The organism is Streptomyces sp. NPDC008086 (assembly GCF_042957325.1).
In the GTDB taxonomy this organism is placed as follows: Bacteria; Actinomycetota; Actinomycetes; order Streptomycetales; family Streptomycetaceae; genus Streptomyces.
The window spans coordinates 649,422-676,146 of the sequence record NZ_JBIBIA010000002.1; the positions used below are offsets into that span (position 1 = coordinate 649,422).

20 protein-coding genes are annotated in these 26,725 nt (G+C 67.8%); 9 read left to right on the forward strand and 11 right to left on the reverse strand.

Features of this window, described 5'->3' with window-relative positions; translation table 11 throughout:
* Positions 1-16 precede the first annotated feature (16 nt).
* From ACFZBP_RS08895 to ACFZBP_RS08905, 3 genes are all read right to left on the reverse strand, one after another.
* A complete protein-coding gene (locus tag ACFZBP_RS08895) occupies positions 17-1,735 on the reverse strand; it encodes a protein kinase family protein (RefSeq protein ID WP_391411221.1) in 1,719 nt (572 codons plus the stop codon).
* Positions 1,736-1,871: 136 nt separating this feature from the next.
* Positions 1,872-4,112 (reverse strand): murein biosynthesis integral membrane protein MurJ, encoded by a 2,241-nt coding sequence (gene murJ, locus ACFZBP_RS08900; RefSeq protein WP_391411223.1) that lies wholly within the window; start codon positions 4,110-4,112, stop codon positions 1,872-1,874.
* Between the two features lie 45 nt (positions 4,113-4,157).
* Complete coding sequence (locus ACFZBP_RS08905) at positions 4,158-6,566, reverse strand: DUF6049 family protein (protein WP_391411225.1); 2,409 nt, start codon at positions 6,564-6,566, stop codon at positions 4,158-4,160.
* Positions 6,567-6,837: 271 nt separating this feature from the next.
* On the opposite strand from ACFZBP_RS08905, the gene ACFZBP_RS08910 reads away from it, so the two are divergent.
* Positions 6,838-8,280 carry a CCA tRNA nucleotidyltransferase gene (locus tag ACFZBP_RS08910; RefSeq protein ID WP_391411227.1) on the forward strand — a complete coding sequence of 481 codons (1,443 nt, stop codon included), beginning with the start codon at positions 6,838-6,840 and terminating at the stop codon, positions 8,278-8,280.
* Positions 8,281-8,382: 102 nt separating this feature from the next.
* Here the strand turns inward: ACFZBP_RS08910 and ACFZBP_RS08915 are convergent, their stop codons facing one another.
* From ACFZBP_RS08915 to ACFZBP_RS08930, 4 genes are all read right to left on the reverse strand, one after another.
* Positions 8,383-8,904, reverse strand: a complete 522-nt coding sequence (locus ACFZBP_RS08915; protein WP_391411229.1) for a hypothetical protein — start codon at positions 8,902-8,904, stop codon at positions 8,383-8,385.
* A gap of 110 nt (positions 8,905-9,014) precedes the next feature.
* Positions 9,015-10,292, reverse strand: a complete 1,278-nt coding sequence (locus ACFZBP_RS08920; protein ID WP_391411231.1) for an MFS transporter — start codon at positions 10,290-10,292, stop codon at positions 9,015-9,017.
* A 99-nt stretch (positions 10,293-10,391) separates the two neighbouring features.
* A complete protein-coding gene (locus tag ACFZBP_RS08925; protein WP_383449662.1) occupies positions 10,392-11,474 on the reverse strand; it encodes an inositol-3-phosphate synthase in 1,083 nt (360 codons plus the stop codon).
* Between the two features lie 44 nt (positions 11,475-11,518).
* The gene (locus ACFZBP_RS08930) at positions 11,519-12,202 is read right to left on the reverse strand and encodes a helix-turn-helix transcriptional regulator (protein WP_391411233.1); all 684 of its coding nucleotides are present in this window, start codon (positions 12,200-12,202) and stop codon (positions 11,519-11,521) included.
* A 352-nt stretch (positions 12,203-12,554) separates the two neighbouring features.
* Between ACFZBP_RS08930 and ACFZBP_RS08935 the strand changes: the two genes are divergently transcribed.
* Together ACFZBP_RS08935 and ACFZBP_RS08940 are read left to right on the forward strand one after the other, a co-directional pair.
* Positions 12,555-15,185: a transglycosylase domain-containing protein gene (locus ACFZBP_RS08935; protein WP_391411235.1), complete on the forward strand. Its 2,631-nt coding sequence runs from the start codon at positions 12,555-12,557 to the stop codon at positions 15,183-15,185.
* Positions 15,186-15,384: 199 nt separating this feature from the next.
* On the forward strand, positions 15,385-16,884 hold the full coding sequence (locus ACFZBP_RS08940) for a glycosyltransferase 87 family protein (RefSeq protein ID WP_391411237.1): 1,500 nt from the start codon (positions 15,385-15,387) through the stop codon (positions 16,882-16,884).
* Between the two features lie 104 nt (positions 16,885-16,988).
* Here the strand turns inward: ACFZBP_RS08940 and ACFZBP_RS08945 are convergent, their stop codons facing one another.
* From ACFZBP_RS08945 to ACFZBP_RS08955, 3 genes are all read right to left on the reverse strand, one after another.
* The gene (locus tag ACFZBP_RS08945; protein ID WP_383449658.1) at positions 16,989-18,020 is read right to left on the reverse strand and encodes an alanine racemase; all 1,032 of its coding nucleotides are present in this window, start codon (positions 18,018-18,020) and stop codon (positions 16,989-16,991) included.
* A 98-nt stretch (positions 18,021-18,118) separates the two neighbouring features.
* A complete protein-coding gene (gene femX, locus ACFZBP_RS08950; RefSeq protein ID WP_062721159.1) occupies positions 18,119-19,237 on the reverse strand; it encodes a peptidoglycan bridge formation glycyltransferase FemX in 1,119 nt (372 codons plus the stop codon).
* A gap of 217 nt (positions 19,238-19,454) precedes the next feature.
* On the reverse strand, positions 19,455-19,766 hold the full coding sequence (locus ACFZBP_RS08955; protein WP_383449657.1) for a hypothetical protein: 312 nt from the start codon (positions 19,764-19,766) through the stop codon (positions 19,455-19,457).
* Positions 19,767-20,030: 264 nt separating this feature from the next.
* On the opposite strand from ACFZBP_RS08955, the gene rpsF reads away from it, so the two are divergent.
* From rpsF to rplI, 4 genes are all read left to right on the forward strand, one after another.
* Positions 20,031-20,321 carry a 30S ribosomal protein S6 gene (rpsF, locus tag ACFZBP_RS08960; RefSeq protein WP_005482942.1) on the forward strand — a complete coding sequence of 97 codons (291 nt, stop codon included), beginning with the start codon at positions 20,031-20,033 and terminating at the stop codon, positions 20,319-20,321.
* Between the two features lie 80 nt (positions 20,322-20,401).
* A complete protein-coding gene (locus tag ACFZBP_RS08965) occupies positions 20,402-20,995 on the forward strand; it encodes a single-stranded DNA-binding protein (protein ID WP_383449656.1) in 594 nt (197 codons plus the stop codon).
* A 79-nt stretch (positions 20,996-21,074) separates the two neighbouring features.
* Entirely contained in the window at positions 21,075-21,311 is a 237-nt protein-coding gene (gene rpsR, locus ACFZBP_RS08970; protein ID WP_003949403.1) for a 30S ribosomal protein S18, read from the forward strand.
* Positions 21,312-21,329: 18 nt separating this feature from the next.
* A complete protein-coding gene (rplI, locus tag ACFZBP_RS08975) occupies positions 21,330-21,776 on the forward strand; it encodes a 50S ribosomal protein L9 (protein WP_234761503.1) in 447 nt (148 codons plus the stop codon).
* 182 nt (positions 21,777-21,958) lie between these two features.
* Here rplI and ACFZBP_RS08980 read toward each other — a convergent pair whose 3' ends face one another.
* Entirely contained in the window at positions 21,959-23,296 is a 1,338-nt protein-coding gene (locus tag ACFZBP_RS08980) for an MATE family efflux transporter (protein ID WP_391411241.1), read from the reverse strand.
* Positions 23,297-23,755: 459 nt separating this feature from the next.
* On the opposite strand from ACFZBP_RS08980, the gene dnaB reads away from it, so the two are divergent.
* Positions 23,756-25,234, forward strand: a complete 1,479-nt coding sequence (dnaB, locus tag ACFZBP_RS08985) for a replicative DNA helicase (protein WP_391411243.1) — start codon at positions 23,756-23,758, stop codon at positions 25,232-25,234.
* Between the two features lie 73 nt (positions 25,235-25,307).
* On the forward strand, positions 25,308-26,699 hold the full coding sequence (locus ACFZBP_RS08990) for a serine hydrolase (protein WP_391411245.1): 1,392 nt from the start codon (positions 25,308-25,310) through the stop codon (positions 26,697-26,699).
* The last annotated feature ends 26 nt before the right edge of the window (positions 26,700-26,725 follow it).

A 26,725-nucleotide genomic window follows, 5' to 3' on the forward strand; every position in this document is an offset into this window, starting at 1 on the left:
TTGGATCTCGTGAGTTCTAGCCGGTGAACTTCAGGTCGGTGATGGCCTGCTTGAATCCGGCGTCGCTGTACTGATCCCCGTCCGCATGGGGCATGGCGGTGAGCCATACGAGAACGTACTGGGTCTTCGCCGGCTTGGTGACCTTCACCGTCGCACTGGTGCCGTTCGTCGTGACGGTGCCGATCTTTTCCATCGAGCCCAACGACGAGGGCGCCAGGGAGTCCGAGGCGTACAGGGAGACGGTCGTGTGATCGCCGGGATACAGCAGCCCTATTGAAGCGGCCGACAGCGTCTGAGCTGAGCCGAGGTCGTAGACGATGCCGACACCAGGCTTGTAGGCGGGGTTCATGTCCGGACCGTCGAGGAAGCTCTTGCTGCGCCAGTAGGTCGAGCTGTTGCCGTCGTACGTCTTGCCTACATCCTCCGGCGCCTGTGCCCCGCCCTTGGCGACGAACTCCTGTGCGTTCTGGATCTCTATCGGCTTGACCGGCTTGGCCTTGTCGCTGCCCTTGTCGTTGTCGTCCGTCGTCTGCGTCTGGTTGTTGTCCTCGGACTTGCCGCCCTGGTCCATGAGCGCATCCGCCAGCTGCCAGCTGCCAAGGCCGAGTGCGGCGATGAGGAGGGCCGAGACGGCCCATTTCAGGGCCTTGCCCGTGCGGCTCTGCAGTGGAGGTGGTGGGGTCGGTACCGGCTGGGTGGCGCCAGGGCGCGGGGTCTGGCGGCCGTAGTTGCCCTGCTGGTAGGTCGTGCGCTGGTAGTCCGGCGGGGCCGTGAAGGAGGGCTCCGGCGGGCGGATGCGGGGCATCTCGCCGATCGCCTTCACCAGCTCCTCCGGCGTCGTGCACGCCGACTCATGGCGGGAAGCCGTCGCGCCGTCGTTGACCAGCGCACGCATGGCGAGCTCCGACAGCCCGCGGTGGACGCCGGCCCGCACCTGGTCGGGGGCGATGAGACCGACGTCCTTCGGCAGCCCGGACAGACCGTACGCGTCGCTCTCGTACGGCCAGCGCTGGGTGAGCGCGGCGTACAGCAGGGCGCCGATGGCCTCCGTGTCGGTGCGCTGCGGGGTGTCGGAGGTGATGCCGCGCAGCGCGGCGTTCACCGCGAGACCCCGGATGCGCCACTGGCCGCTCGAGGTGCGCAGTACGGCGTTCGGGTTGAGACGGAGATGGGCCAGGCCCTCGCGGTGGGCGGCGGCCATGGCCGCGGACACCTGGGTGACCATCTGGTAGGCGTCGTAGACCTCCAGCGGGCCCGCGGCGAGCAGGGTGCTCATCTCGGTGGCGTCGGGGAGCCACTCGTGGACGACGTAGACGAGGTCGTTCTCCTCGACGGCGTCGAGGACCTGGACGAAGCGGGGGTCGCCGAGAAGCGCTGAGGAGCGGGCGGAGGCCAGGACGGACCGGGCCCGTGCGTGGTCCGCGGGCAGGATGTGGACGCCGACGGCGCGACGGAGTTTCTCGTCGACCGCACGCCAGCTGCTGAAACCGTCCAGACGGGTGACGCACTCCTCGAGGCGGTAGCGTCTGGCGAGTTTGTGACCGCTGTGCAGTTCGGGCGGTGAGGCCTTTCCGGGACCCTCGGTCCCGCCACTCCCCTGTGCCTCGTCGATGTCCGTGTCCCGCTCCCGATTCTTGGCCACCCCGTCGGCCGTGGACTGGTCCGCCTGAGCGGTCAGCGGCTCGTCACCGCTGTTGTCTGCCACGTCGACGGCAGCCGTGCTCCGTTCCGCCACCGTCGTTCCTGCCTCCCCATCCATTGCGCGCCGTCAGACTCCGTGCGCGCCGTCCGACGCCGAACCAATTGTGCCCACAGTCCGCCGCTATGCACGACACACGATGGCGGACGATGGTTGTGCGCGTACCCCCGCCTCAGCGACCCAGGCGTCCGCGCACCATGCCGACCAGTGAGTTCAGCTCCTCGATCCGCATCCGGCGTGCGGCGACGAAGAAGATCCCGAGCAGCACGGCTCCACCGGCCAGCAGAGCGGCGAAGGAGCCGACAACGCCCTGCCCCAGCGTCCGGGCGATGCCGTAGCAGGCCGCACCGCTCAGCAGCGCCGCGGGCACCGAAGCGATGCAGAGCCTGGCGTACGTCCGCATCACGCGGGCGCCATCGAGGTCGCCGCCGAGCTTCTTGCGCAGCCGGCTCCAGGCCACGCCGACACCGATCGCGTAGGCCAGCCCGTACGAGGCGGCCATGCCGACGACGGCCCAGCGGGCCGGGATGACGAAGTAGCAGACGGCGGAGGCGGCGGCGTTGACGGCCGCCACGATGACCGTGTTGTAGAAGGGGGTCCGGGTGTCCTCGTAGGCGTAGAACGCGCGCAGGACCACGTACTGCACGGAGTACGGGATCAGGCCGAGGCCGAAGGCCATCAGCATGAAGCCCATGTTCGTGGCCTCGCTAGCGCCCGACGTGCCGAACATCAGCGTGCACATCGGGATGCCCAGGGCGAGGAATCCGAAGGCGATGGGGACGATCGCGACCGCCGTCGTCCGCAGCCCCTGGGAGATGTCGTCCCGTACGGCGCCGCTGTCGCCCTCGGCCGCCGAGCGCGACAGGCGCGGCAGCAGAGCGGCCATCAGCGAGACGGTGATGATGGCCTGCGGCAGACCCCAGATCAGCTGGGCGTTGGCGTAGGCGGCGAAGCCGGTTCCGTCGACGTCGGAGTTGACCCCGGCGGCGGTGGACAGCTGGGTGACCACGAGGGCACCCGCCTGGTTGGCGAGGACGAACAGGATCGTCCACTTCGCGAGCATCGCCGCCTTGCCGAGACCGTGGCCCTTCCAGTCGAAGCGCAGCCGCAGCCGGAAACCCGTCTCACGCAGGTAAGGGATCATCGCCAGGGCCTGGACGACCAGGCCGAGCAGTACGCCGATCCCGAGGAGGCGCTGGCCCTCCGGCGGAATGTTCGTGACGGCCATGCCGGAGCGCTCAGCGGTGCCGTACACCCACAGGAACATCCCCAGCGTCACGATGATGACGATGTTGTTCAGGACCGGGGTCCACATCATCGCGCCGAACTTGCCGCGGGCGTTGAGGATCTGGCCCATCACCACGTGGACGCCCATGAAGAAGATCGAGGGCAGGAAGTAGCGGGTGAAGGTGACGGCCACCTCGTTGGCGGCGGGGTCGTTGGCGACGGGGGTCGACAGGGCCTTGACCAGGAGTGGCGCGCCGACCATCGCGAGCGCGGTGAGGGCGGCGAGCGCCACCATCACGAGGGTCAGCAGACGGTTCGCGTAGGCCTCGCCGCCGTCCTCGTCGTCCTTCATGGCGCGTACCAGCTGGGGTACGAAGACGGAGTTGAGGCCGCCGCCGACGGTCAGGATGTAGATCATCGTCGGCAGCTGGTAGGCGACCTGGAACGAGTCGCCCAGCAGGCCCAGGCCCAGCGCCGAGACGATCATCATGGACCGGACGAAGCCGGTGAGCCGGGACACCATCGTGCCCGCGGCCATCATGGCGCTCGACTTCAGCAGACCGCCGGCCCGCCCGCCCTTCTTCGCGGCAGGAGCCGCGGCAGGAGCGGGCGCCGGAGGGGCGCTCTCGGCCGCGGCAGGCGTCGGAGCTCCCGGGTAGGGCCCCGCGGTCGGCGCCGGGGACGGCCCGGGGACGGCGGGCGGCTGGTACTGCGGGTGACCGCCCTGCTGCTGGTCCCGGAAGAGGTGCGCGAAGGCGTCGTGCTCGGGGCGTTCCTCGGTGGAGTGCGTGACGAGGTCGTCGACGCCCACGTACTGGGTCGTACGGTGATCGTCGCCGTACGGCAGGTACTGGGTCGGTCCCTCCGGCTCGGGCGCCGGGGTCTGCGCCCACACGTTCGGGTCGGGGGCGTACGGCGACTGGGGCGGCTGGGCGTACAGCGCCTGGGGTGGCTGGTACGTGCCCGGCGGGGGCGGCGGGTGGGCGGCACGGTCGTACAGCGCCTCGGCGACCGGGTCCTGGGCGGAGAGGTCCTGGGCCCGGTAGGGGTCCTGGGTGTAGGCGTCCTGGAGGTACATGTCCGCGGGGTGCTGCGGCGGTACCTGGCCGTGCTCGGGCGGCGGGCCCTCGGGGTGCCCCGGGGGGCCCGCGGGCTGGCCGCGGTCACCGTCGTACGGCGCGTTCATGGTTACCCCACCTCATCGTCCCGGGCCCACCGGCCACGACATCGCTCAACGGTCCACTCTCTCACCCGTGCCGGAAGGGTCCTTGCTTTCCGCTGCGGTGTCCGGTGCAGGGTCACTCGGCTGCTCCGGCGCGTCTGCCCGGATACCGGTGTCCGACTCTTCCTCGAGAATTTCCTCGGGCGTGAGACGGTCCTCGGGCCCTTCAGGGTTCTGCGGATCGCCTTCGGTCTCGCTCGTCTCCTGGGCGCCGTCCTCCTCGGCCGCCCGGGCCGCGGCGCGCTTGCGCTGCGTGTACATACGGAACCCGGCGAGGACGAGCAGAAGGAAACCGCCACCGATGACCAGCATCACGGTGGCCGTGAACTCGGTGACCTTCACGTCGAAGGTGACAGGTGAGCCGTAGGGCTGGCCGTCCTCCGTGAACAGCTGGGCGACGACCGTGGCCTGCCCGTTGGCCTGAGCCGACGTGGTGAACTTCACGGTCTGGCTGTGTCCGCCGGAGACCGCGACGTCCTGCTCGTAGAAGGCCTCGCCGCCGATCTCGAGGCGCCTCGGGCTCTTCGAGGTGAGCCGCAGCACCAGGTGGTCGACGCCCTGGACCAGGTTGTTCTGCACGGTCACGGGGATCGTGGCGCTTCGTCCGGAGAGCTTGGTCTCCGACTTGTCGATCAGCGTGACCTGACCGGCCAGCGAGTCGACGTAGGCCTCGATGCCGTTGCGGTAGTCCGCGGCCTGTGCGGAGCGGCCGCGCCACGACGTGGACATCGCGCGGTTCATGGCCCGCCCGAAGGGGGTCACCACCCGGGACTTGTTGGTGAGGATCACCTTGAACTTGTCGAGCTTGTCCTGCGTGGTGGCGACCTGCTCGAAGGCCGATCGCGGCAGCTGCTGCTTGCGCAGCGAGGAGGGGTACTTCGACGCCGCCGGCACCTTCGTGGTGGCGCCGGAGTCCGGCTTGGCCGTCGCAGCGGACGTGAGGTCCTGGGACTGGGTCCACGTGCCGTCCTGGAGCGCCGCGACCGCCTCGGCCATCGTCTGGGCCTGGCTGGTCGTCGGCATCCGCTGCGGGGCGACGACGATGCTGCGCTGCTTGTTCGTCTGGTGGTTGAGGGCCAGGCTCAGGGCGAGGAACCGCTGCACGGCTAGCGTCGAGTTCGACGCCCTGGTCAGGTCACCCTGGAACGCGGTCGACATCCGCGCGTCCGCGACGACCGCTGTCGTGCCGCCGCCGATGGGGCGGGCCGCAGAGGGCGTGTAGGTCAGACCGCCGGTCTCCACGAGGCTGTCGCTGCGGGCGATCACCTTGTCCGCGCCGGCGGACGTGGCGACCTTGACGATGGAGGGGTCGACGGCGCCGTTCACGGGCCAGGCGAAGTCGGTGGACGGCTGCACGTGGAGGATCGAGTCAACCGTGTCAGCGGCGACATCGGTGGCCTCCTTAAGGTGGTTCAGGGAGCCGGTGACGTTGGTGCCGTTGTGCGCCAGAGAGGCCAGGTCGGGGTCGGCGAAGGGCAGGGCGACCACTTCCTTGTCCTGCACCGCGTCCTGCAGCTCGGCCAGCCACTGCGTGGCGACCGTCCCATAGGTGCCGGGCCTGGTCGTGTCACCCTCGCCCTGGACGCGGTAGCTCTCCGTCATCGCGTCCACCGAGGCCAGCAGATCGGGGTCGATCACCCAGGTGACGTCGAGTTCCTTGCCGAGCGACACGAGCTGTTGCAGCCGGCCGCCCGGGGAGATCTCTTTGGCGAGGTCGTCGTCACGGAAGACCGGCGTCTGCGACTCGTCCGACCCCGTCTGCGCCGTCATCTGCGAGGTGGACATGAGCGGCCACAGAACGGTCGTCCGGGTCTTCGTATCGGCCGCGTCGGGCTGCCACGGCAGGAACGTCCGCTGGATGCCGAGCACCTGGTCCCACGGCCGCGCGGCCGTCTCGCCGGACAGGGAGACGGCGAACTCGTAGACCCCGTCCGCGCCAAGATCCAGCTTGTCGACCGGTACGGAGACACTGAAGCGCTGGGAGACGCCCGGAGTGAGCTTGGCGAACTTCTCGATGTACTTTCCGCCCACCGGGGACCCGTCGAGGCCCTCCTGGTAGCCGGTGCGCCCCGCGACCGTGTCGATGTCCGAGCGGGTGTTCACGGGGGATCCCAGGCGAAGGTCCACCTGAGCGTCGGTGACCGCCTGCTTGCCCTCGTTGGTCACAGTGCCGGACACCGTGAGGGTGTCGCCCTCACCGGGGACGGTGGGGGTGAGCGAGTCCACAGCGACAGCCACCGTGCCCGAGCCGGAAGCGGCCGGCAAGGAGTCCTGCTCGGCGGCGTGTGTGGGGGTGGCGGCAGGCAGCTGGAGCAGGCCTGCCAGCAGAGGCGCCCCGGCGAGCAATGCTCCGGTGCGCCGCATCCACCGGCGGGCAGGTGAGGGACTCATCCCCTGGAAGTCTGCCGCCTCGGCCACGCGCTCGCCCGTCCCTCGTCGTCGTCAGTGGTCGTCGGAATGTGCGTCCACGCATGGTAACGATGCGCGCTGAGGGGAAGTGCCGCGGTCTCATCCACAAGATCGGTTCGGACCGTCGGTCCTGTCCCGTATGTGCCCCTATAAAGGGGAGCCGCTTCGTACGTCGCAAGAGCTGGCCTTGTGTGCGTATCTCCGGAGCTGTCCGCACCGCCGAATGTGCACGTTTAATGGAGGCGCTCCCGGTCGCCCCGGCCACGTACCCTCTTCTGTTGTGCCGAACGCCAACGAAGACAAGCCCAGCGCCCTGAGCCAGGCGCAGCACCGAGCGGTGAGTGAGCTGCTGCGGGTTGCCCCTGTCGCCGACGACCTCGCCCGCCGATTCCAGGAGGCCGGGTTCTCACTCGCCCTGGTCGGCGGATCGGTCCGGGACGCGCTGCTCGGCCGGCTCGGCAACGACCTGGACTTCACGACCGACGCCCGTCCCGAGGACGTGCTGAAGATCGTGCGCCCGTGGGCGGACGCCGTGTGGGAGGTCGGTATCGCTTTCGGCACGGTCGGGGCGCAGAAGGACGGCTACCAGATCGAGGTGACCACTTACCGCTCGGAGGCGTACGACCGGACCTCGCGCAAGCCCGAGGTGTCGTACGGCGACTCGATCGAGGAGGACCTCGTCCGGCGGGACTTCACGGTGAACGCGATGGCCGTGGCACTCCCGGCGAAGGAGTTCGTCGACCCGCACGGTGGCCTTGAGGACCTCGCTGAGCGGGTGCTGCGTACGCCGGGCACTCCCGAGGAGTCCTTCTCGGACGATCCGCTACGCATGATGCGGGCGGCGCGGTTCGCGGCACAGCTCGACTTCGAGGTGGCTCCTGAGGTCGTCACCGCCATGAAAGAGATGTCCGGGCGCATCGAGATCGTCTCGGCGGAACGGGTGCGGGACGAGCTGAACAAGCTGATCCTCTCCCCGCAGCCGCGCAAGGGCCTGACCCTGCTGGTAGACACCGGGCTCGCCGACCATGTGCTGCCCGAGCTCCCGGCGCTGCGCCTGGAGAGCGACGAGCACCACCGCCACAAGGACGTCTACGAGCACACGCTGATCGTCCTGGAGCAGGCGATGGCGCTGGAGGAGAACGGCCCCGACCTGACCCTCAGGCTGTCAGCGTTGCTCCACGACATCGGCAAGCCGCGCACTCGTCGCTTCGAGAAGGACGGCCGGGTCTCGTTCCACCACCACGAGGTGGTCGGCGCGAAGATGACGAAGAAGCGCATGACGGCGCTGAAGTACTCCAACGAGCTGGTGAAGGACGTCTCACGTCTGGTCGAACTCCACCTGCGCTTCCACGGCTACGGCACGGGTGAGTGGACGGACTCGGCGGTTCGCCGCTATGTCCGTGACGCCGGCCCTCTCCTCGACCGCCTCCACAAGCTGACCCGCTCGGACTGCACCACCCGCAACAAGCGCAAGGCGGCCGCCCTGTCCCGGGCCTACGACGGCCTGGAGGAGCGGATCGCTCAGTTGCAGGAGCAGGAGGAACTCGACTCCATCCGCCCCGATCTCGATGGCAACGAGATCATGGAGATCCTCGGCGTGGGGCCTGGGCCGGTGATCGGGCGGGCTTACAAGCACATGCTGGAGCTTCGGCTGGAGAACGGGCCGATGGTGCATGACGAGGCCGTGGCGGCGCTCAAGGAGTGGTGGGCCGAGCAGGGCTGAGCTTGCGGAGTGGGTCATGTTTCACGTGAAACATGACCCCGCGATGCACTGAGGGCCGGTGTTTCACGTGAAACACCGGCCCTCAGTAGTGAAGAGATCAGATCAGACGTCCTTGAGGCACAGCAGGAACTCGTCGTCGCTCGTGCCCGTCTTCATCGTCTCGGTGTAGAAGCTGGTGGCACCGTCGACCTTGCCGCACTGGGCCTCAGCAGTGAGCTGCGTGTAGTGCCCCTTGACCTTCTTGAGAACCTTCACCTCAGCCTCGGAGGAGGAGCAGTCCACAACCTCCAGCTTGTCATCCGAGACCGACGAGGACGGGGTCTTCAGGCAGTCGCCCTCCGCAGCGTTCTTGGCGTCGTCCTGACTCATTACGTAGCCGACGATCATCATGATGGCGACGATCACGACGGCGCCAACGTTCTTGATCGTCTTGAAGGTGACCTTGCGACGCGGCTGCTGCGGCGGAACCGGCGCATAAGGCGCCGCACCCTGCTGGGGGAACCCGGGCTGGCCCGGCTGCTGCGGGTAGCCGCCCTGGGGCGGGTACGGTGCTTGGGCCTGCGGCTGGCCGTACGGGTTCTGGCCCTGGGCGAACGGATTGCCCTGAGGCGGCGGAGTTGTCACTTGGGGGTCCCCCTAGAACATGGATGCGTGGCGCGAACTAAGCGCGGAAATAAGACGCACGTAAGCTACCGGTCCCCACTGACACCGGAACGGCCGGGAGTGGCTCTGTGTCATTGATGTGACACAGGCTGGCGTTCAAAGCGGGCCATAGCCGCAGCAACTGCCGCGTAGATAACGGCGACTGTGACCACGAGCGGCACCGAGCGCCCGTCCGGCGGCAGCATCAGCGCGGCGACGCCTGCCGCACCGACGAAGGAGACGTTGAACAGCACGTCGTACACGGAGAAGATCCGGCCACGGAAGCCGTCCTCGACCGAGGCCTGCACGATCGTGTCCGTGGAGATCTTCGCTCCCTGCGTCGTCAGCCCCAGGACGAACGCCGCCATCAGCATGGGAGTTGTGGTGAACGGGAGGCCGAGCGCGGGCACGAGGATCGCGGCGGTCCCCGCGCACACGGCGATCCAGAGGCCCGCGCCCAGCCGCCCCGCAGCCCAGGGAGTCGCCACGGCCGCCGCGAAGAAGCCGGCGGCGGAGATGGCCAACGCCAGCCCCAGCAAGGCAAGTCCGTCGTCGGCGTTCGAGGAGAAGGCGTACCGGCACAGCATCAGCAGCATGACCAGCAGGGCGCCGTAGCAGAATCGCATCAGGGTCATCGTGAACAGTGCCCAGACGGCCTCCCTCCGGGGCGGCGTGGCGAGATGGCGTACCCCCGCCACCAGGTCGCGCGCTGTGCCGGAAATGGCCGCCATGAGGCGCTGCTGCACCAGCTCTCGGTCAGGCCCCAGCAGTTCCCGGGACATGCGCAGGGACGCCAGTCCCGCGCACAGGTACAGCGCGGCTCCCAGAAGCACCACGGCCGCGTCGGAGTCCCACGCCACCAGTCGTACGACGAAGGCCAGACCGGCCCCCGCGGTCGCCGCGAGCGTCCCGGCGGTCGGGGACAGGGAGTTGGCGATGACGAGTCGCTCCTCGTCGACCACGCGCGGCAGTGCGGCGGACAGGCCCGACAGGACGAAGCGGTTCACGGCGGTGACGCACAAGGCGGACACGTAGAAGAGCCAGTCCGGAACCCCGGTGACGATCAGGGCGGCCGTCGCCGAGGCCAGTGCTGTGCGGAGCAGGCTGCCGTACAGCAGGACCTGACGGCGGCGCCAGCGGTCCAGGAGGACGCCGGAGAACGGGCCCACCAGGGAGTACGGCAGGAGCAGTACCGCCATCGCGGAGGCGATCGAGGCGGCCGAGGTCTGTTTCTCCGGGGAGAAGACGACGTATGTGGCGAGCGCGGTCTGGTAGACGCCGTCGGCGCCCTGCGAGAGCAGACGTACGACGAGCAGGCGCCGGAAGTTCCGGAAGCGCAGCAGGACCCGCAGGTCGCGTACGACGGACATGGGGCACAGCCTCACATACGGGGAGGGTCCCCGGGCGGTACAACCCGGGGACCCTCGGCAGCTCTGGCAGGAGCGTTCTAGTGCGGCGCTGAGGAGCCCTTAGCGCTCGACCTCACCCTTGATGAACTTCTCGACGTTCTCGCGGGCCTGGTCGTCGAAGTACTGGACCGGCGGGGACTTCATGAAGTACGAGGACGCGGAGAGGATCGGGCCGCCGATGCCGCGGTCCTTGGCGATCTTCGCGGCGCGCAGGGCGTCGATGATGACGCCGGCGGAGTTCGGGGAGTCCCAGACCTCGAGCTTGTACTCCAGGTTCAGCGGGACGTCACCGAAGGCGCGGCCCTCGAGGCGGACGTAGGCCCACTTGCGGTCGTCGAGCCAGGCGACGTAGTCGGAGGGGCCGATGTGGACGTTCTTCTCGCCGAGCTCGCGGTCGGGGATCTGCGAGGTGACGGCCTGCGTCTTGGAGATCTTCTTGGACTCGAGGCGGTCACGCTCGAGCATGTTCTTGAAGTCCATGTTGCCGCCGACGTTCAGCTGCATCGTGCGGTCCAGGATGACACCCCGGTCCTCGAACAGCTTCGCCATGACGCGGTGCGTGATGGTCGCGCCGACCTGGGACTTGATGTCGTCGCCGACGATCGGGACGCCCGCCTCGGTGAACTTGTCCGCCCACTCCTTCGTACCGGCGATGAAGACCGGCAGGGCGTTGACGAAGGCGACCTTGGCGTCGATCGCGCACTGGGCGTAGAACTTCGCCGCGTCCTCGGAGCCCACGGGCAGGTAGCAGACGAGGACGTCGACCTGCTTGTCCTTGAGGACCTGGACGATGTCGACCGGGGCGTCGGCGGACTCCTCGATGGTCTCGCGGTAGTACTTGCCGAGGCCGTCGAGGGTGTGGCCGCGCTGGACGGTCACACCGGTGCGCGGCACGTCGCAGATCTTGATGGTGTTGTTCTCGCTGGCGCCGATCGCGTCCGCGAGGTCGAGGCCGACCTTCTTCGCGTCGACGTCGAAGGCGGCGACGAACTCGACGTCACGGACGTGGTAGTCGCCGAACTGCACATGCATCAGACCGGGGACCTTGGACGCCGGGTCGGCGTCCTTGTAGTACTCGACTCCCTGAACCAACGACGCGGCGCAGTTGCCGACGCCGACGACGGCTACGCGAACCGAACCCATTCCGGTTGCTCCCTGTGTGTACGAGTGAGGCCCTGACTGGGCGCTCACGTGGCGGTGTCGCCGGGCGAATCCGTCCCGGGGGTACCCCCGGGACGGGGCAGATCGCCCGGCTCTCCAGATGTGGTGTCCTGCTGAGCGGGCCCCCCGGAAGCGGAACCCTTCAGGTCCCGCCCGGCCCGCTCGCTCTCGATGAGCTCGTTCAGCCAGCGCACTTCGCGCTCCACGGACTCCATCCCGTGGCGCTGGAGCTCAAGCGTGTAGTCGTCGAGGCGCTCCCGCGTACGGGCGAGAGAGGCGCTCATCTTCTCCAGGCGCTCCTCCAGCCGGCTGCGACGGCCCTCCAGCACGCGCATGCGCACGTCCTGAGGTGTGCGTCCGAAGAAGGCAAATCGGGCAGCGAAGTGCTCGTCCTCGTACGCGTCGGGGCCGGTCTGCGAGAGCAGTTCCTCGAAGTGTTCCTTACCTTCCGCCGTCAACCGGTAGACGATCTTGGCGCGACGCCCCGCGAGGGGTGCGGCGAGGGCGTCCTCGGTGGTGCTCCCCGGTTCCTCGATCAACCAGCCGTTGGCGACCAGCGTCTTGAGGCAGGGATAGAGGGTGCCGTAGCTGAACGCACGGAACACGCCCAGCGACGTATTGAGTCGTTTGCGCAGCTCATAGCCGTGCATCGGGGATTCGCGGAGCAGTCCGAGTACGGCGAACTCGAGGATCCCGGAACGTCGGCTCATCCCCTCGCCTCCTCGTCATATCTCGCGCTGATGTATCGACTCGATACATCAAGACGATAGAACGGCCTTCCGGGCGCGACAAGTGGGGGAACGGTGAACGGGATCACATCAACGATTCATGTGGAGCGAGTTGCCTGATTTGGGGTGAAGTTCGGGGCTAGGTGGGCTTTGACGGTGCGTAGTCTGTGCGCCATGCACAGCACCGGGAACCGAGTGATGCCTGAGGGCGTCGTTGTCCTTGGTGCAGTACGGGTGAATGCGGAACCGACCGCATCCGTACTTCGGGGGGACCGGAAAACAGCCGCCGTTGTCAGGCGCGCAGGGGTGCGCCTGCCCGAGGAGTAGTCGTTCGATGAGCGAGCACCGTCGCAAACCGCCGCAGCCGCAGGGAGGCGGACGTGCCGCGGCCCGACGCGGCCAGGCCGGCTCGTCCTCCGGCCGCCGAGCGGCACCGCGAGGCGCCACCGGATCTCCTTCCGACTCGTACAGGTCGGGTCCCAGCGGTTCGGAAGGCGAGGAACGTCCGTACGGCGGACGCGCCGAGGCACGTCGCGCTGCCCAGAGAGGCGCAGGCAGCCGCCGCAGAGCGGCCGAACCGGCCCGGGGCGGCCGCCGCGCCGCTCCCGGCGGTCCGGGCGGCCCCGGGCGCGGCAGAGGGCGTTCGGGACCGCCCGCCATGAAGCGGTTCATCGACTATCCCCGCGCGGGCAAGTACGGAGCGGCGCGCTGGGTGCCGTCGTGGCGGCTTGTCACGGGTACGTTCCTCGCCTTCATGGGCGGTCTGGTCGCTGCTGCGGGCATCGGGTACGCCATGGTGGGCATCCCGAAGCAGCAGGACACGGCCCTGGCCCAGAACAACGTCTTCTACTGGTCCAACAACAAGCAGATGGCGTCGACCGGTGGGCAGACCAACCGTCAGCTCGTGAATAACGAGGAGATCCCGAAGGCCATGAAGGACGCGGTGGTCTCCGCCGAGAACGCGTCCTTCTACGAGGACAACGGCATCGACCCCGCGGGTATCGGGCGAGCCCTCCTCAACATGGCGAGGGGCGGCGAGACGCAGGGTGGCTCGACCATCACCCAGCAGTTCGTGAAGAACACCTACCTGAGCCAGGAACAGACGCTCTCGCGTAAGTTCAAGGAGCTGTTCATCTCCATCAAGGTGGGCCAGAAGATGTCCAAGGACGACATCCTCGCGGGCTACCTGAACACCGCCTACTACGGGCGTAACGCCTATGGCATCCAGGCTGCGGCCCAGGCCTACTTCGGCGTGGACGCCGAGAAGCTCACCCCCTCCCAGTGTGCCTTCCTCGCTGCCGTACTGAAGGGCCCGAACTTCTACAACCCCGACGGCGGTGTGGGAGCGAACGCCACGGAGAAGGCCAACACGAAGCGGGCCAAGGAACGCTGGTCGTGGATCCTGGACCGCATGGTCGAGGTCGAACGAATGACTCCGGCGGACCGTGCCAAGGTCGGCGACTTCCCCACCTTGAAGAAGCAGACCTCAAATCTGTCCGGCCAGTCCGGTTATCTCATCGACATCGCCAAGGAGTACGTCGCCAAGAAGGCGGGCCTGTCCCCCGAGGACCTGGAGAAGGGCGGCTACCGGATTTACACGACCTTCGACAAGCAGAAGGTCAACGAGCTGGCGGCGGCCGTCGAGAAGACGGAGAAGAGCTTCCTCGACCCCAAGAAGCGCGAGAAGGACAAGTACGTCCAGTTCGGCGGCGCGTCGGTCGATCCCAAGTCCGGAGCGATCGTCGCGCTGTACGGCGGCGCGGGCTACAACAAGGGGCACTACTCCAACAACGCCAACACCCTGGGCGTGCCGGTCGGATCGACCTGGAAGCCCATCGTGCTGGCCGCCTCGATGAAGTACGGGACGTACCAGACCAACGGAAAGCCGCTCTCGCCGTTGGCCAAGTACAACGGCAACGACCTCCTCGAGATCAAGGACCAGAACGGCGACCCGATCATGGGCGACAACGGAAAGCCGTTCCGCCAGAAGAACGAGGGCACCACGGCCTGGGGTGACGTGACGCTCAGGAAGGCCATGGAGCAGTCGATCAACAGCCCGTTCGCGCAGTTGGGTATCGATGTGGGCCTGTCCAGGACCCAGGAGATGGCCAAGGACATGGGCATCTCGCCGGCCTTCTTCGACAAGGCCAACATCAGGAACGTGTCCTTCTCGCTCGGTACGTCGACGCCCAGCGCCATCCGTATGGCAGACGCGTACGGCGCCTTCGCCAACGACGGCAAACACTTTGAACCGTTCTCCGTCACCAAGGTGATCAAGGATGGCAAGCAGCTCCCCGGGTTCGAGAAACCGGAGGAGGAGGACGCCATGGAGCCGAACGTCGCGAACAACGTGACGGACGTCCTGGAGAACGTCGTCAAGAACGGCACCGGCAAGAAGGTCGCGGACATCGGGTTCCCGGTGGCCGGCAAGACGGGTACGACCGACGAGAACAAGTCGGCGTGGTTCGTCGGCTACACCAGGGAACTGTCCACGGCCGTGACGCTGTTCCGCACGGACCCCGCCAAGGGCAAGCTGCTGTCCATGAACGGCACCGGTGGCGTGCCGTCCATCCACGGTGGTGACATCCCGGCTCAGGTCTGGAAGGACTACATGGTCGAGGCCATGAAGAGCTGGGACACGCCTGAGCCCTTCCCCGAGGCCCAGCCCATCGGTGAAATCATCAACGACACCCCGACGCCGAGCGCGATTCCCACGCCCACGGAGACCGAGGAGGAGAGCCCGAGCCCCACGCCCACTCCCTCCGAGTCGCTCACTTCGCCGCCGCCGACGCCGACCGAGACCTGCGGAGAGTTCGACTGGCAGTGCAACAACGCCAACGGCGGACAGAACGGCGGCTCAGACGGAGGTACGACGACGTCACCGACACCCACGGATACGGAGACGGACAACTCCGGGGGCAATGCCAACGGCAACGGAGGCATCTTCGGCGGGTCGTCAGGCTAGATCGACAGACGAACGCGAGGTAGAAGGCCGGTGGCCGGTACCCATGGAGCTGGGTGCCGGCCACCGGCCTTTGTCGCCTCTACGGCCTATCGCATGGCGGCCTGTTTCACGTGAAACGTCGGTTTCACGTGAAACACTCAGTCGCCGCAGGCCCATCTTCCTCGCCCTGTTCTCAGACTGGTACGGCAGGATGTGCCCCATGCCCAGTGCAGAGACGACGCCCACGAGCGTGCAGCCCGATCCGGTGCGGCCGACCGCGGAGGACGAGGTCGCCGCCAACGGGAGTGAGCTGATCGGTGGCCCCATCGGACGGCGTGCCCTGCTCGGGACGTCCTGGTGGACTCCCGTGCGGATCATCGCGCTCGTGGCGATCGGCATGTTCGCCCTCGGCCTGGTCCAGAAGGCGCCCTGCTACAACGGCGCCTGGTTTTTCGGCGCCAGCTCGCAGTACACGCATGCCTGCTACTCGGACATCCCGCACCTCTATCAGGGGCGTGGCTTCGCCGACGGGCTCGTGCCGTACTTCGACAAGCTGCCCGGCGACATGGAATACCTCGAGTACCCGGTGCTGACCGGCGTGTTCATGGAGGTCGCCTCCTGGCTCACGACCGGGAGCGGCACCATCCAGCACCAGGAGCAGTGGTACTGGATGGTCAACGCCGGAATGCTGATGGCGTGCGCGGCCGTCATCGCCGTCTGCGTGAGCCGCACGCACACCCGGCGCCCCTGGGACGGGCTGCTGGTCGCTCTTGCGCCCGCCTTCGCGCTGACCGCGACCATTAACTGGGATCTGCTGGCCGTCGCCCTGACGGCCGCAGCGATGCTGATGTGGTCACGCGGCCGTGCCCTCGCCTTCGGCATCCTGCTCGGGCTCGCCACGGCCGCGAAGCTCTACCCCGTCTTCCTGCTAGGGCCGCTGCTTGTCCTGTGCTGGCGCGTGGGCAAGTGGCGGGACTTCGGGAAGGCTCTCGGCGGCACCGCCGTCGCCTGGCTGGTCGTGAACCTGCCGGTGATGCTGCTCGCCTGGGACGGGTGGTCGCAGTTCTACCGGTTCAGTCAGGAACGGGGCGTCGACTTCGGCTCCTTCTGGTTGATCATGGCCCAGAACTCCACCGACCCGCTCAGCACGGAGAGCGTCAACACGCTCGCCACGCTGCTGATGCTGCTGTGCTGCGCCGGCATCGCCGCACTCACGCTCACCGCGCCGCGACGCCCGCGGTTCGCCCAGCTGGCCTTCCTGATCGTCGCGGCGTTCATCCTCACCAACAAGGTCTACTCGCCGCAGTACGTCCTGTGGCTGGTGCCGCTGGCCGCGCTGGCCCGGCCGAGGTGGCGGGACTTCCTCATCTGGCAGGCGTGCGAGGTGGCCTACTTCCTCGGGATCTGGCTGTACCTCGCGTACACGACCAGCGGGGACGCCCACAAGGGACTGCCGCCCGACGGTTACCACTGGGCCATCGGTGTCCACCTACTGGGGACGCTGTACCTGTGCGCCGTCGTCGTACGGGACATCCTCATGCCGGACCGCGATCCGGTGCGCCGGGCCGGCGAGGATGACCCGTCGGGCGGGGTGCTCGACGGGGCGGAGGACGTGTTCGTGTTCGGGCCTGCGGCCCATCCACCACGGCACGCGGCCCATTTCGACGGCCCGTATGTGGAGTGGGGCGGTCCGGGCAAGACGACCGACGGTTCGCTCTGAGCGAACAGTCGAGGTGGCACAGGCGAAAGGCCGTACCCGGAGGAGTTCCGTGTACGGCCTTTCGCTGTCGCGGCGTTGTCGAGCGGCGGTCGCTCAGGGGGCGCTCAGCGGTCGACGATCCGGTCGAACTGCGTGGTGGTGTGCCGCAGATGGGCGATCAGCTCGTCGCCGACCTTCGGCTCGGGGGCGTCCGCGGGGACGAACAGGATGGACACCTGCATGTGCGGCGGCTCGGCGAACCAGCGCTGCTTGCCGCCCCACACGAAGGGAGAAAGGTTCCGGTTGACCGTGGCGAGGCCGGCCCGGGCAACGCCCTTGGCGCGCGGCATGACGCCGTGCAGGGCCTTGGGGGCCTCCAGGCCCACCCCGTGCGACGTACCGCCCGCCACGACCACCAGGAAGCCGTCGGAGGCCGTCTTCTGCTGCCGGTATCCGAAGCGGTCGCCCTTGGAGACGCGCGTGACGTCCAGGACCGCGCCGCGGTACTCGGTGGCTTCGTGGTCGCCGAGCCACAGCCGGGTGCCGATGCGGGCCCGGAAGCGGGTCTGCGGGAACTGCTGTTGCAGACGGGCGAGTTCCTCGGCCTTGAGGTGGCTGACGAACATCGTGTGCAGCGGCAGCCGGGCCGCACGCAGGCGGTCCATCCAGCCGATGACCTCCTCGACGGCGTCCGAGCCGTCGGTGCGGTCCAGCGGCAGGTGGATGGCGAAGCCCTCGAGCCGGACATTCTCTATGGCGGCGTGCAGTTGCGGGAGATCGTGCTCGCTCACGCCGTGCCGCTTCATCGAGGACATCACCTCGATGACCACACGGGCGCCCACGAGGCCGTACACGCCGTCCACGGACGACACCGAGCGGATGACCCGGTCGGGCAGCGGGACCGGCTCCTCGCCGCGCCGGTACGGCGTCAGCACCAGCAGGTCACCACCGAACCAGTCCTTGATGCGCGCGGCCTCGTACGTCGTTCCGACGGCGAGGACGTCGGAACCCAGGCGCGTGGCCTCTTCCGCCAGCCGCTCGTGCCCGAACCCGTAGCCGTTGCCCTTGCAGACCGGGACGAGTCCCGGGAACTGCTCCTGCACGTGCTTGTGGTGCGCCCGCCAGCGCGCGGTGTCGACGTAGAGCGTGAGCGCCATGGCCGGACCTGGAACCTTTCTCGTGGCTGCGGTGTATCAGAGGTATGGAAGCTATCGACGGTGCAGCTGTTGACGGTATCGAAGCAGAGACCGCGAGGTCAGCGACGCGACATGTAGATGTCGAGCGCCTTGTGGAGCAGCTTGTTCAGCGGGAAGTCCCACTCACCGAGATACTCGGCGGCCTGCCCGCCCGTGCCCACCTTGAACTGGATCAGGCCGAAGAGGTGGTCGGTCTCGTCCAGCGAGTCGGAGATGCCGCGCAGGTCGTAGACGGTGGCGCCGAGCGCGTAGGCGTCGCGCAGCATCCGCCACTGCATCGCGTTCGAGGGCCGGACCTCACGGCCGATGTTGTCGGAGGCGCCGTAGGAGTACCAGACGTGCCCGCCGACGATCAGCATCGTCGCCGCCGACAGGTTCACACCGTTGTGCCGGGCGAAGTACAGCCGCATGCGGTTGGGGTCCTCGGTGTTGAGGGCCGTCCACATGCGCTGGAAGTACGACAGCGGACGCGGCCGGAAGTGGTCGCGCACAGCCGTGATCTCGTACAGGCGCTGCCACTCCTCAAGGTCCTGGTAGCCGCCCTGGACGACCTCGACGCCGGCCTTCTCGGCCTTCTTGATGTTGCGTCGCCACAGCTGGTTGAAGTTCTTGTGGACCTCTTCCAGCGACCGGTTGGCCAACGGCACCTGGTAGACGTAGCGAGGCTGGACGTCGCCGAAGCCGGCTCCGCCGTCCTCGCCCTGCTGCCAGCCCATACGACGCAGCTTGTCGGCGACCTCGAAGGCGCGCGGCTCGATGAAGTCGGCCTCGATGTCGCGCAGGCGCTTCACGTCCGGGTTCTGGATGCCCTGCTTGATGGAGCCCGCCTCCCAGCGCCGGATGATCACCGGCGGGCCCATCTTCACGGAGAAGGCGCCCTGCTGCTTCAGGTGCGCGAGCATCGGTTCCAGCCACTCCGTCAGATTCGGCGCGAACCAGTTGATGACCGGGCCTTCGGGCAGATAGGCGAGGTAGCGCTTGATCTTGGGCAGCTGCCGGTAGAGGACGAGGCCGGCACCGACGAGTTCGCCGCTCTTGTCGAACCAGCCGAGGCTCTCCGAGCGCCACTCAGCCTTGACGTCAGCCCAGGCCGGGACCTGCATGTGGCTCGCCGACGGCAGGCTCTGGATGTATGCCAGATGCTGCTCGCGGCTGATCGTCCTCAGGGTCAGGCTCATTCGGGGCGCTCCTCGGGCTGGTGTGTCCCCATGGGTACAGGGGCTCCGGCTCTCGCGCCGAAGCCTACTGCGCCTTGCGAGCGCCCCGACTGGGCGTACGGAAGCTTCGCCCCGGCCTGGTGGCCGCCGAGGCGTTCGAAGGTGCGCTATGCGGTGTTCTACCGGTGTTCGGAGGTCGGCCTCCGTGGCCGGTGCGGTGAGGACAGTGCCCCTGGCGTCAGAAGACCCCGCCGAAGAGGCCACCGTGCGCCATGCCGAGGAAGAAGCCGACCGCCGAGGCGCCGAGACCGATGATCAGTCCGAAGCGCTCGCGGGTCGTCACCGAGATCCACTGCCCGTACGCGCCGGTGAGGATCCCCACCAGGCCGGTCCAGGAGCTGAGCAGGTGCAGGTTGTGGAACATCGCCGTGACGAAGGCCGTGATGCCCAGCACCAGGGTCACCGCGAGCAGGGTGTCCTGGAGAGGGTGGGGCTTTCCGTCCGTGGCGAAAAGGCCTCCGACGGTGTTGGGTCGCAATGCCTGTGCCATAGGGCACCTCCTGCGGAAGGCGGCGCATCGTAGCGCCATACACACCCGATGTGTACAGATTGTGGCCGTCGGCGGCCGGATTTCAACCGGAAGCCGGTGTGCGGGTACTGTGTAGCGTCTGCACCGGTGTCTGCCCGGGCCAGCTCGGGGCAACCGTCAGGTCACCCCCGATTGTCAGTGGCGGCCGATACCGTTGCGTACGCATCACAACCCTCCTGCCACGGAACGACCGTGGCCGCTGAGTCCAAAGGAGGTGGGTTCCACATGCGTCACTACGAGGTGATGGTCATCCTCGACCCCGATCTGGAGGAGCGCGCTGTCGCCCCCCTGATCGAGAACTTCCTCTCCGTCGTCCGTGAGGGCAACGGGAAGGTCGAGAAGGTCGACACCTGGGGCCGTCGTCGTCTCTCGTACGAGATCAAGAAGAAGCCTGAGGGCATCTACTCGGTCATCGACCTGCAGGCCGAGCCTGCGGTCGTCAAGGAGCTCGACCGCCAGATGAACCTGAACGAGTCGGTCCTCCGGACCAAGGTCCTCCGCCCCGAGACCCACTGAGCCCTCCGCTCAGCTGAACTCGGGATTCGAGTAGCAGCAACCAAGCAGCCAGAGCAGCAAACCCGCCGAGAGGTTCCCCCATGGCAGGCGAGACCGTCATCACGGTCGTCGGCAATCTTGTCGACGACCCCGAGCTGCGCTTCACCCCGTCCGGTGCGGCGGTCGCGAAGTTCCGTGTCGCGTCCACCCCCCGCACCTTCGACCGCCAGACGAACGAGTGGAAGGACGGCGAGAGCCTGTTCCTGACCTGCTCGGTCTGGCGTCAGGCGGCGGAGAACGTCGCCGAGTCGCTCCAGCGAGGCATGCGCGTCATCGTGCAGGGCCGGCTGAAGCAGCGGTCCTACGAGGACCGTGAGGGCGTCAAGCGCACGGTCTACGAGCTGGACGTCGAGGAAGTCGGCGCCAGCCTGCGGAACGCCACGGCGAAGGTCACCAAGACTTCCGGTGGCGCCCGCGGTGGCCAGGGTGGTTACGGCGGCGGTGGCGGCCAGGGTGGCGGCGGCTGGGGCGGTGGCCCCGGCGGCGGTCAGCAGGGCGGCGGAGCTCCCGCCGACGACCCGTGGGCAACCGGTGCTCCCGCCGGTGGCCAGCAGGGCGGCGGCGGTGGCGGCGGCTGGGGTGGAAACTCCGGCGGCGGCCAGGGCGGCGGCTACTCGGACGAGCCCCCCTTCTAGGCCTTCGGGCGGCCTCAGGGCCGGTCCGGGTCAAAGGGCGGGTCGTACCCACACTTCTTGATCACACAGGAGAAACACCATGGCGAAGCCGCCTGTGCGCAAGCCGAAGAAGAAGGTCTGCGCTTTCTGCAAGGACAAGGTCACGTACGTGGACTACAAGGACACGAACATGCTGCGGAAGTTCATTTCCGACCGCGGCAAGATCCGTGCCCGCCGCGTGACCGGCAACTGCACGCAGCACCAGCGTGACGTCGCCACGGCCGTCAAGAACAGCCGTGAGATGGCGCTGCTGCCCTACACCTCCACCGCGCGATAAGGGAAGGGTGACCGAAACATGAAGATCATCCTCACCCACGAGGTCTCCGGCCTCGGTGCCGCGGGCGACGTCGTCGACGTCAAGGACGGTTACGCTCGCAACTACCTGATCCCGCGGAAGTTCGCTATCCGCTGGACCAAGGGTGGCGAGAAGGACGTCGAGCAGATCCGTCGCGCTCGCAAGATCCACGAGATCCAGACCATCGAGCAGGCCAACCAGGTCAAGGGCCAGCTCGAGGCGGTCAAGGTCCGTCTGGCTGTCCGCTCCGGCGACGCCGGTCGTCTCTTCGGTTCCGTCACCCCGGCCGACATCGCTTCCGCGATCAAGGCCGCCGGTGGTCCCGAGGTCGACAAGCGCCGCATCGAGCTCGGTGCGCCGATCAAGACCCTGGGCGCTCACGAGACGTCCGTGCGTCTGCACCCCGAGGTTGCCGCCAAGGTCAACATCGAGGTCATCGCGGCCTGATCGCTGCGCTCGGCTTGAACAGCTGAAAGGAGGGGCCGTACCCGTTGGGGTACGGCCCCTCTTCTGTGCGGTCAGCGTTTCCCTGGCGCGGTGCGGTGCCGTGCCGTGCGAACGGCTTCGAGGTGCGGTGCGGTTAGCGGCAAGTCCGTTTCACGTGAAACAGCGTGTTTCACGTGAAACATTCAGCGCGTCGCGCCCGTGACGATCCAGCGGCCGGAGCGGGTGCGTACCCAGAGCGTCAGCATGCGCACTGTCATCATCAGCGTCATGGCTGCCCACACTGCGGTGAGGCCGCCGCCGGTCACGGGGACGAGTAGAGCGACCGGAATGAAGACGGCCAGTGTGAGCACCATGGCCCAGGCGAGGTAAGGCCCGTCGCCTGCTCCCATGAGGACGCCGTCCAGGATGAAGACGATGCCGCAGATCGGTTGGGAGAGCGCCACCATGAGCAGGGCAGGCAGGGCTGTGTCCTGGACGACCGTGTCGCTGGTGAACAACGGCAGGAAGAGTGGCCGCGTGATCATCACGAGCAGTCCCAGTACGACGCCGGCGGCGATCCCCCACTGCACCATGCGGCGGCAGGCGGCCCGGGCGCCCTCGGCGTCACCGGCACCGAGATACCGGCCGATGATGGCCTGTCCGGCGATGGCGATGGCGTCCAACGCGAAGGCGAGCAGGCTCCACAGCGACAGGATGATCTGGTGCGCGGCGATGTCGGCGTCTCCGAGGCGGGCCGCGACGGCCGTGGCAATCATCAGGATCGCTCGCAGCGACAGGGTGCGGACCAGCAGGGGTACCCCGGCCTGTGCACAGGCTCTTATGCCTGCAGCGTCGGGGCGTAGGGAGGCACCGTGCTCGCGGGCGCCGCGGACGACGACCACGAGGTAGACCGCGGCCATGCCGCACTGGGCTAGGACGGTGCCCCAGGCGGATCCGGCGATGCCGAGGCCGACGCCATAGACAAGGCCCACGTTGAGGACGGCATTGGCGATGAAGCCTGCTCCGGCGACATAGAGGGGAGTCTTGGTGTCCTGGAGCCCGCGCAGGACTCCGGTGGCAGCAAGTACGACCAGCATGGCCGGGATGCCGAGGGCGGAAATCCGTAGATAGGTGGTTGCGTACGGGGCCGCCGTGTTCGAGGCGCCGAAGAGTTCCACGATGAACGGTGCCGTGGGGAGGACGACCGCGACGACGAAGGCGCCGAGAAGGAGGGCCAGCCAGATACCGTCCATACCTTGGCGGATGGCGGCCGGGAGGTCGCCGGCGCCTACGCGGCGGGCCACGGCCGCCGTGGTGGCGTAGGCGAGAAAGACGAATACGCTGACGGCCGTCATGAGGAGGGCTGAGGCGACCCCGAGTCCGGCGAGTTGTGCTGTGCCGAGATGGCCGACGATCGCGCTGTCGGCCATGACGAACAGAGGCTCGGCGACGAGTGCGCCGAAGGCCGGAACGGCCAGGGCGACGATCTCTCGGTCGTGCTGTCGCCGGGCGGCCTTGGGAGTCGCGGGAGCCTGTGTCATGGCCACCAATCTAATCGTCCACAGGTAAGAGATGCAATGCATCACTGACCCTTACTCGCTCACTTGTGGTGTGCGCTTGCGCGCACCGTTCGAAGAGATCTTGGTCCGACTGGGGAAGTTTTTCTTCTGCACAGCCGGTGGACGGTAAACCGGCAGGTCAGGCGTGCTGTGTGGGAATCTCTGGGGGCTTGTTCACAGGGCTGTCCACCGTGTCGTGCACAGGTTTTGTGGAGTTCTCCACAGCATCGGGGCCGTCGTCCACATGGCCTGTGGATAACCAGATTGGCTGACGGTGCCGACAGGCCTACCGTGGTCCGGCGCCCACTCCGTCCGTCGGCCGGGAAACCGGCACAAAACCGATGTGCCAGGACCGGAGTTGGGCCTCTCATTTGTCAGTGGCGTGCCGTAGAACTGAGGGGCACGGCGAGGTCCGCTCGGCGGACGGGAGGAGGTGGCTCGGTGAGTATTTCCGAGCCCTTGGACGACCCCTGGGCCGACAGCGGTCCCAGTGATCGTCTGCCCGCCTCCCGCCGACGTGGTGACGGTGGCCGTGGACGCGACGAGCAGCATGATCGCGGTCGGGACAACGGCCAGTGGGACGGCGGAGGCTCGGCCTTCGAACGGGTGCCGCCGCAGGATCTCGACGCCGAGCAGTCCGTCCTCGGCGGCATGCTGCTGTCCAAGGACGCCATCGCCGATGTCGTCGAGGTCATCAAGGGCCATGACTTCTACAAGCCGGCGCACGAGACGATCTTCCAGGCGATCCTCGACGTCTATGCCAAGGGTGAGCCCGCCGACCCCATCACCATCGCGGCCGAGCTCACCAAGCGCGGCGAGATCAACAAGGTCGGCGGAGCCGCGTATCTCCACACACTCGTCCAGACGGTGCCGACTGCGGCGAACGCCGAGTACTACGCGGAGATCGTCCATGAACGGGCCGTCCTGCGCCGCCTGGTCGAGGCCGGCACCCGCATCACGCAGATGGGATACGCGGCCGACGACGACGTCGACGAGATCGTCAACCGTGCCCAGGCCGAGGTCTACGCGGTCACCGAGCAGCGCACCAGCGAGGACTATCTGCCGCTCGGCGACATCATGGAGGGCGCCCTCGACGAGATCGAGGCGATCGGCTCACGCTCCGGCGAGATGACCGGTGTGCCCACCGGATTCACGGACCTCGACTCGCTCACCAATGGACTGCACCCGGGCCAGATGATCGTTATCGCGGCCCGTCCCGCCATGGGTAAGTCCACGCTCGCCCTGGACTTCGCGCGGGCGGCGTCCATCAAGCACAACCTGGCGAGCGTCATCTTCTCCCTGGAAATGGGGCGCAACGAGATCGCGATGCGCCTGCTGTCGGCCGAGGCGCGGGTGGCCCTGCACCACATGCGTTCCGGAACCATGACGGACGAGGACTGGACCCGTCTGGCGCGTCGGATGCCCGAGGTGTCGGCGGCGCCGCTCTATATCGACGACTCCCCGAACCTGTCGATGATGGAGATCCGGGCGAAGTGCCGTCGGCTGAAGCAGCGCAATGACATCAAGCTTGTGATCATCGACTATCTGCAGCTGATGCAGGCCGGTGGGTCGAAGCGTTCCGAGAGCCGTCAGCAGGAGGTCTCGGACATGTCCCGTAACCTCAAGCTGCTGGCCAAGGAGCTGGAGGTCCCGGTGATCGCGCTCTCGCAGCTCAACCGTGGTCCCGAGCAGCGTACGGACAAGAAGCCGATGGTGTCCGACCTGCGTGAGTCCGGCTCCATCGAGCAGGACGCCGACATGGTGATCCTGCTGCACCGTGAGGACGCCTACGAGAAGGAGTCGCCGCGCGCGGGCGAGGCGGACATCATCGTGGGCAAGCACCGTAACGGTCCTACGGCGACGATCACCGTCGCCTTCCAGGGGCACTACTCGCGTTTCGTCGACATGGCGCAGACCTGATCCCAGACCCTGATCCACCCCCTTCGGGGATATGCGCTCGACTGTCGGCTGCCGGCCGGGATGGACTGGGGGCATGACGACATCTCAGGAAGAGCTGCTGCCCAGCACACGCCGGGCGCTTCTGCACCGTATCGCCGTGGCCCAGGCCGAAGGCCGTACGCCCTCGCTGGTCGCAGCGGTCGTACGGGACGGCAGGGCTGTGTGGCACGGCTCGCGTACCTCGGTGGACGGGCATGGGCCGGACGAGAGCGTGCAGTACCGCATCGGCTCGATCACCAAGACCTTCACGGCCGTTCTCGTTCTGCGGCTGCGAGATGAGGGACTGCTCGACCTCGGTGACCCGCTGGAGAAGCATCTGCCGGGCACCGGCGCGGGGGAGGCGACCATCGCCGAGCTGCTCGCGCACACCTCCGGATTGGCAGCCGAGTCGCCGGTGCCATGGTGGGAGCGGACCCCTGGATCGCTGCGGCCCGAGTTGCCGGACGTACTGGGCGAGCAGCCTTTCCTGCATCCGTCGGGACGCCGGTTCCACTACTCGAACCCCGGTTACACGCTGTTGGGCGCACTGGTCGAGAGGCTCAGGGGCGCGGCCTGGGATGACGTACTCCGGCGAGAAGTGCTCGAACCCCTGGACCTGAACCGCACGAGTACACGCCCCCAGGCACCGCACGCGGGCGGCTGGGCCGTGCATCCCTGGGCCGATGCGATGCTTCCCGAGCCCAGCGAGGACCTGGGCCGGATGGCGCCGGCAGGACAGCTGTGGTCGACGACTGCCGACTTGGCTCGGTTCGCCGTCTTTCTGGCCCAGGGTGACGACCGTGTGCTCAGCGCCCGGTCCGTACGGGAGATGCGCACGCCGGCAGCGCCACCGGAGGCCGATGATGTGGCGGACGGAGCGGCCTACGGGCTGGGTATGCAGATCCAGCACAGGGACGGGCGGCTCCTTGTGGGGCACGGTGGCTCGTTGCCGGGCTTCCTGGCCAGCTTGATGATCAGCGTGGAGGACGACGTGGCCGCCGTGGTCCTGGCCAACTGCACTTCCGGACCGCTGGTCTCCCTCGTCGCCGCAGACCTCGTCCGGATCGTCGCGGAGGCCGAGCCACGGATCCCCGAGCCCTGGCGACCGATGCGTGAAGTCGACACGGCCGAACTGGAGTTGGCGGGACAGTGGTACTGGGGGACCCACGGCTTCGCCCTGCGGCTGACCGCTGACGGCCTGGTCTCGCTGGAGCCGCTGTCCGGCAGAGGCCGCCGCTCACGGTTCCGGCCCAGCGGAGACGGCACCTGGACGGGCCTGGAGGGCTACTACGCCGGCGAGGTCCTGAAGGCTGTACGACGCCCGGACGGAACCGTGGACCATCTGGACCTCGGGTCGTTCGTCTTCACACGTCAGCCGTACGACGAGGGGGCTGCGGTGCCGGGCGGAGTGGACCCGGACGGATGGCGGGGGAGCGGCTCGTTCTGACGGTCTGGTGATGCGCTGTTTCACGT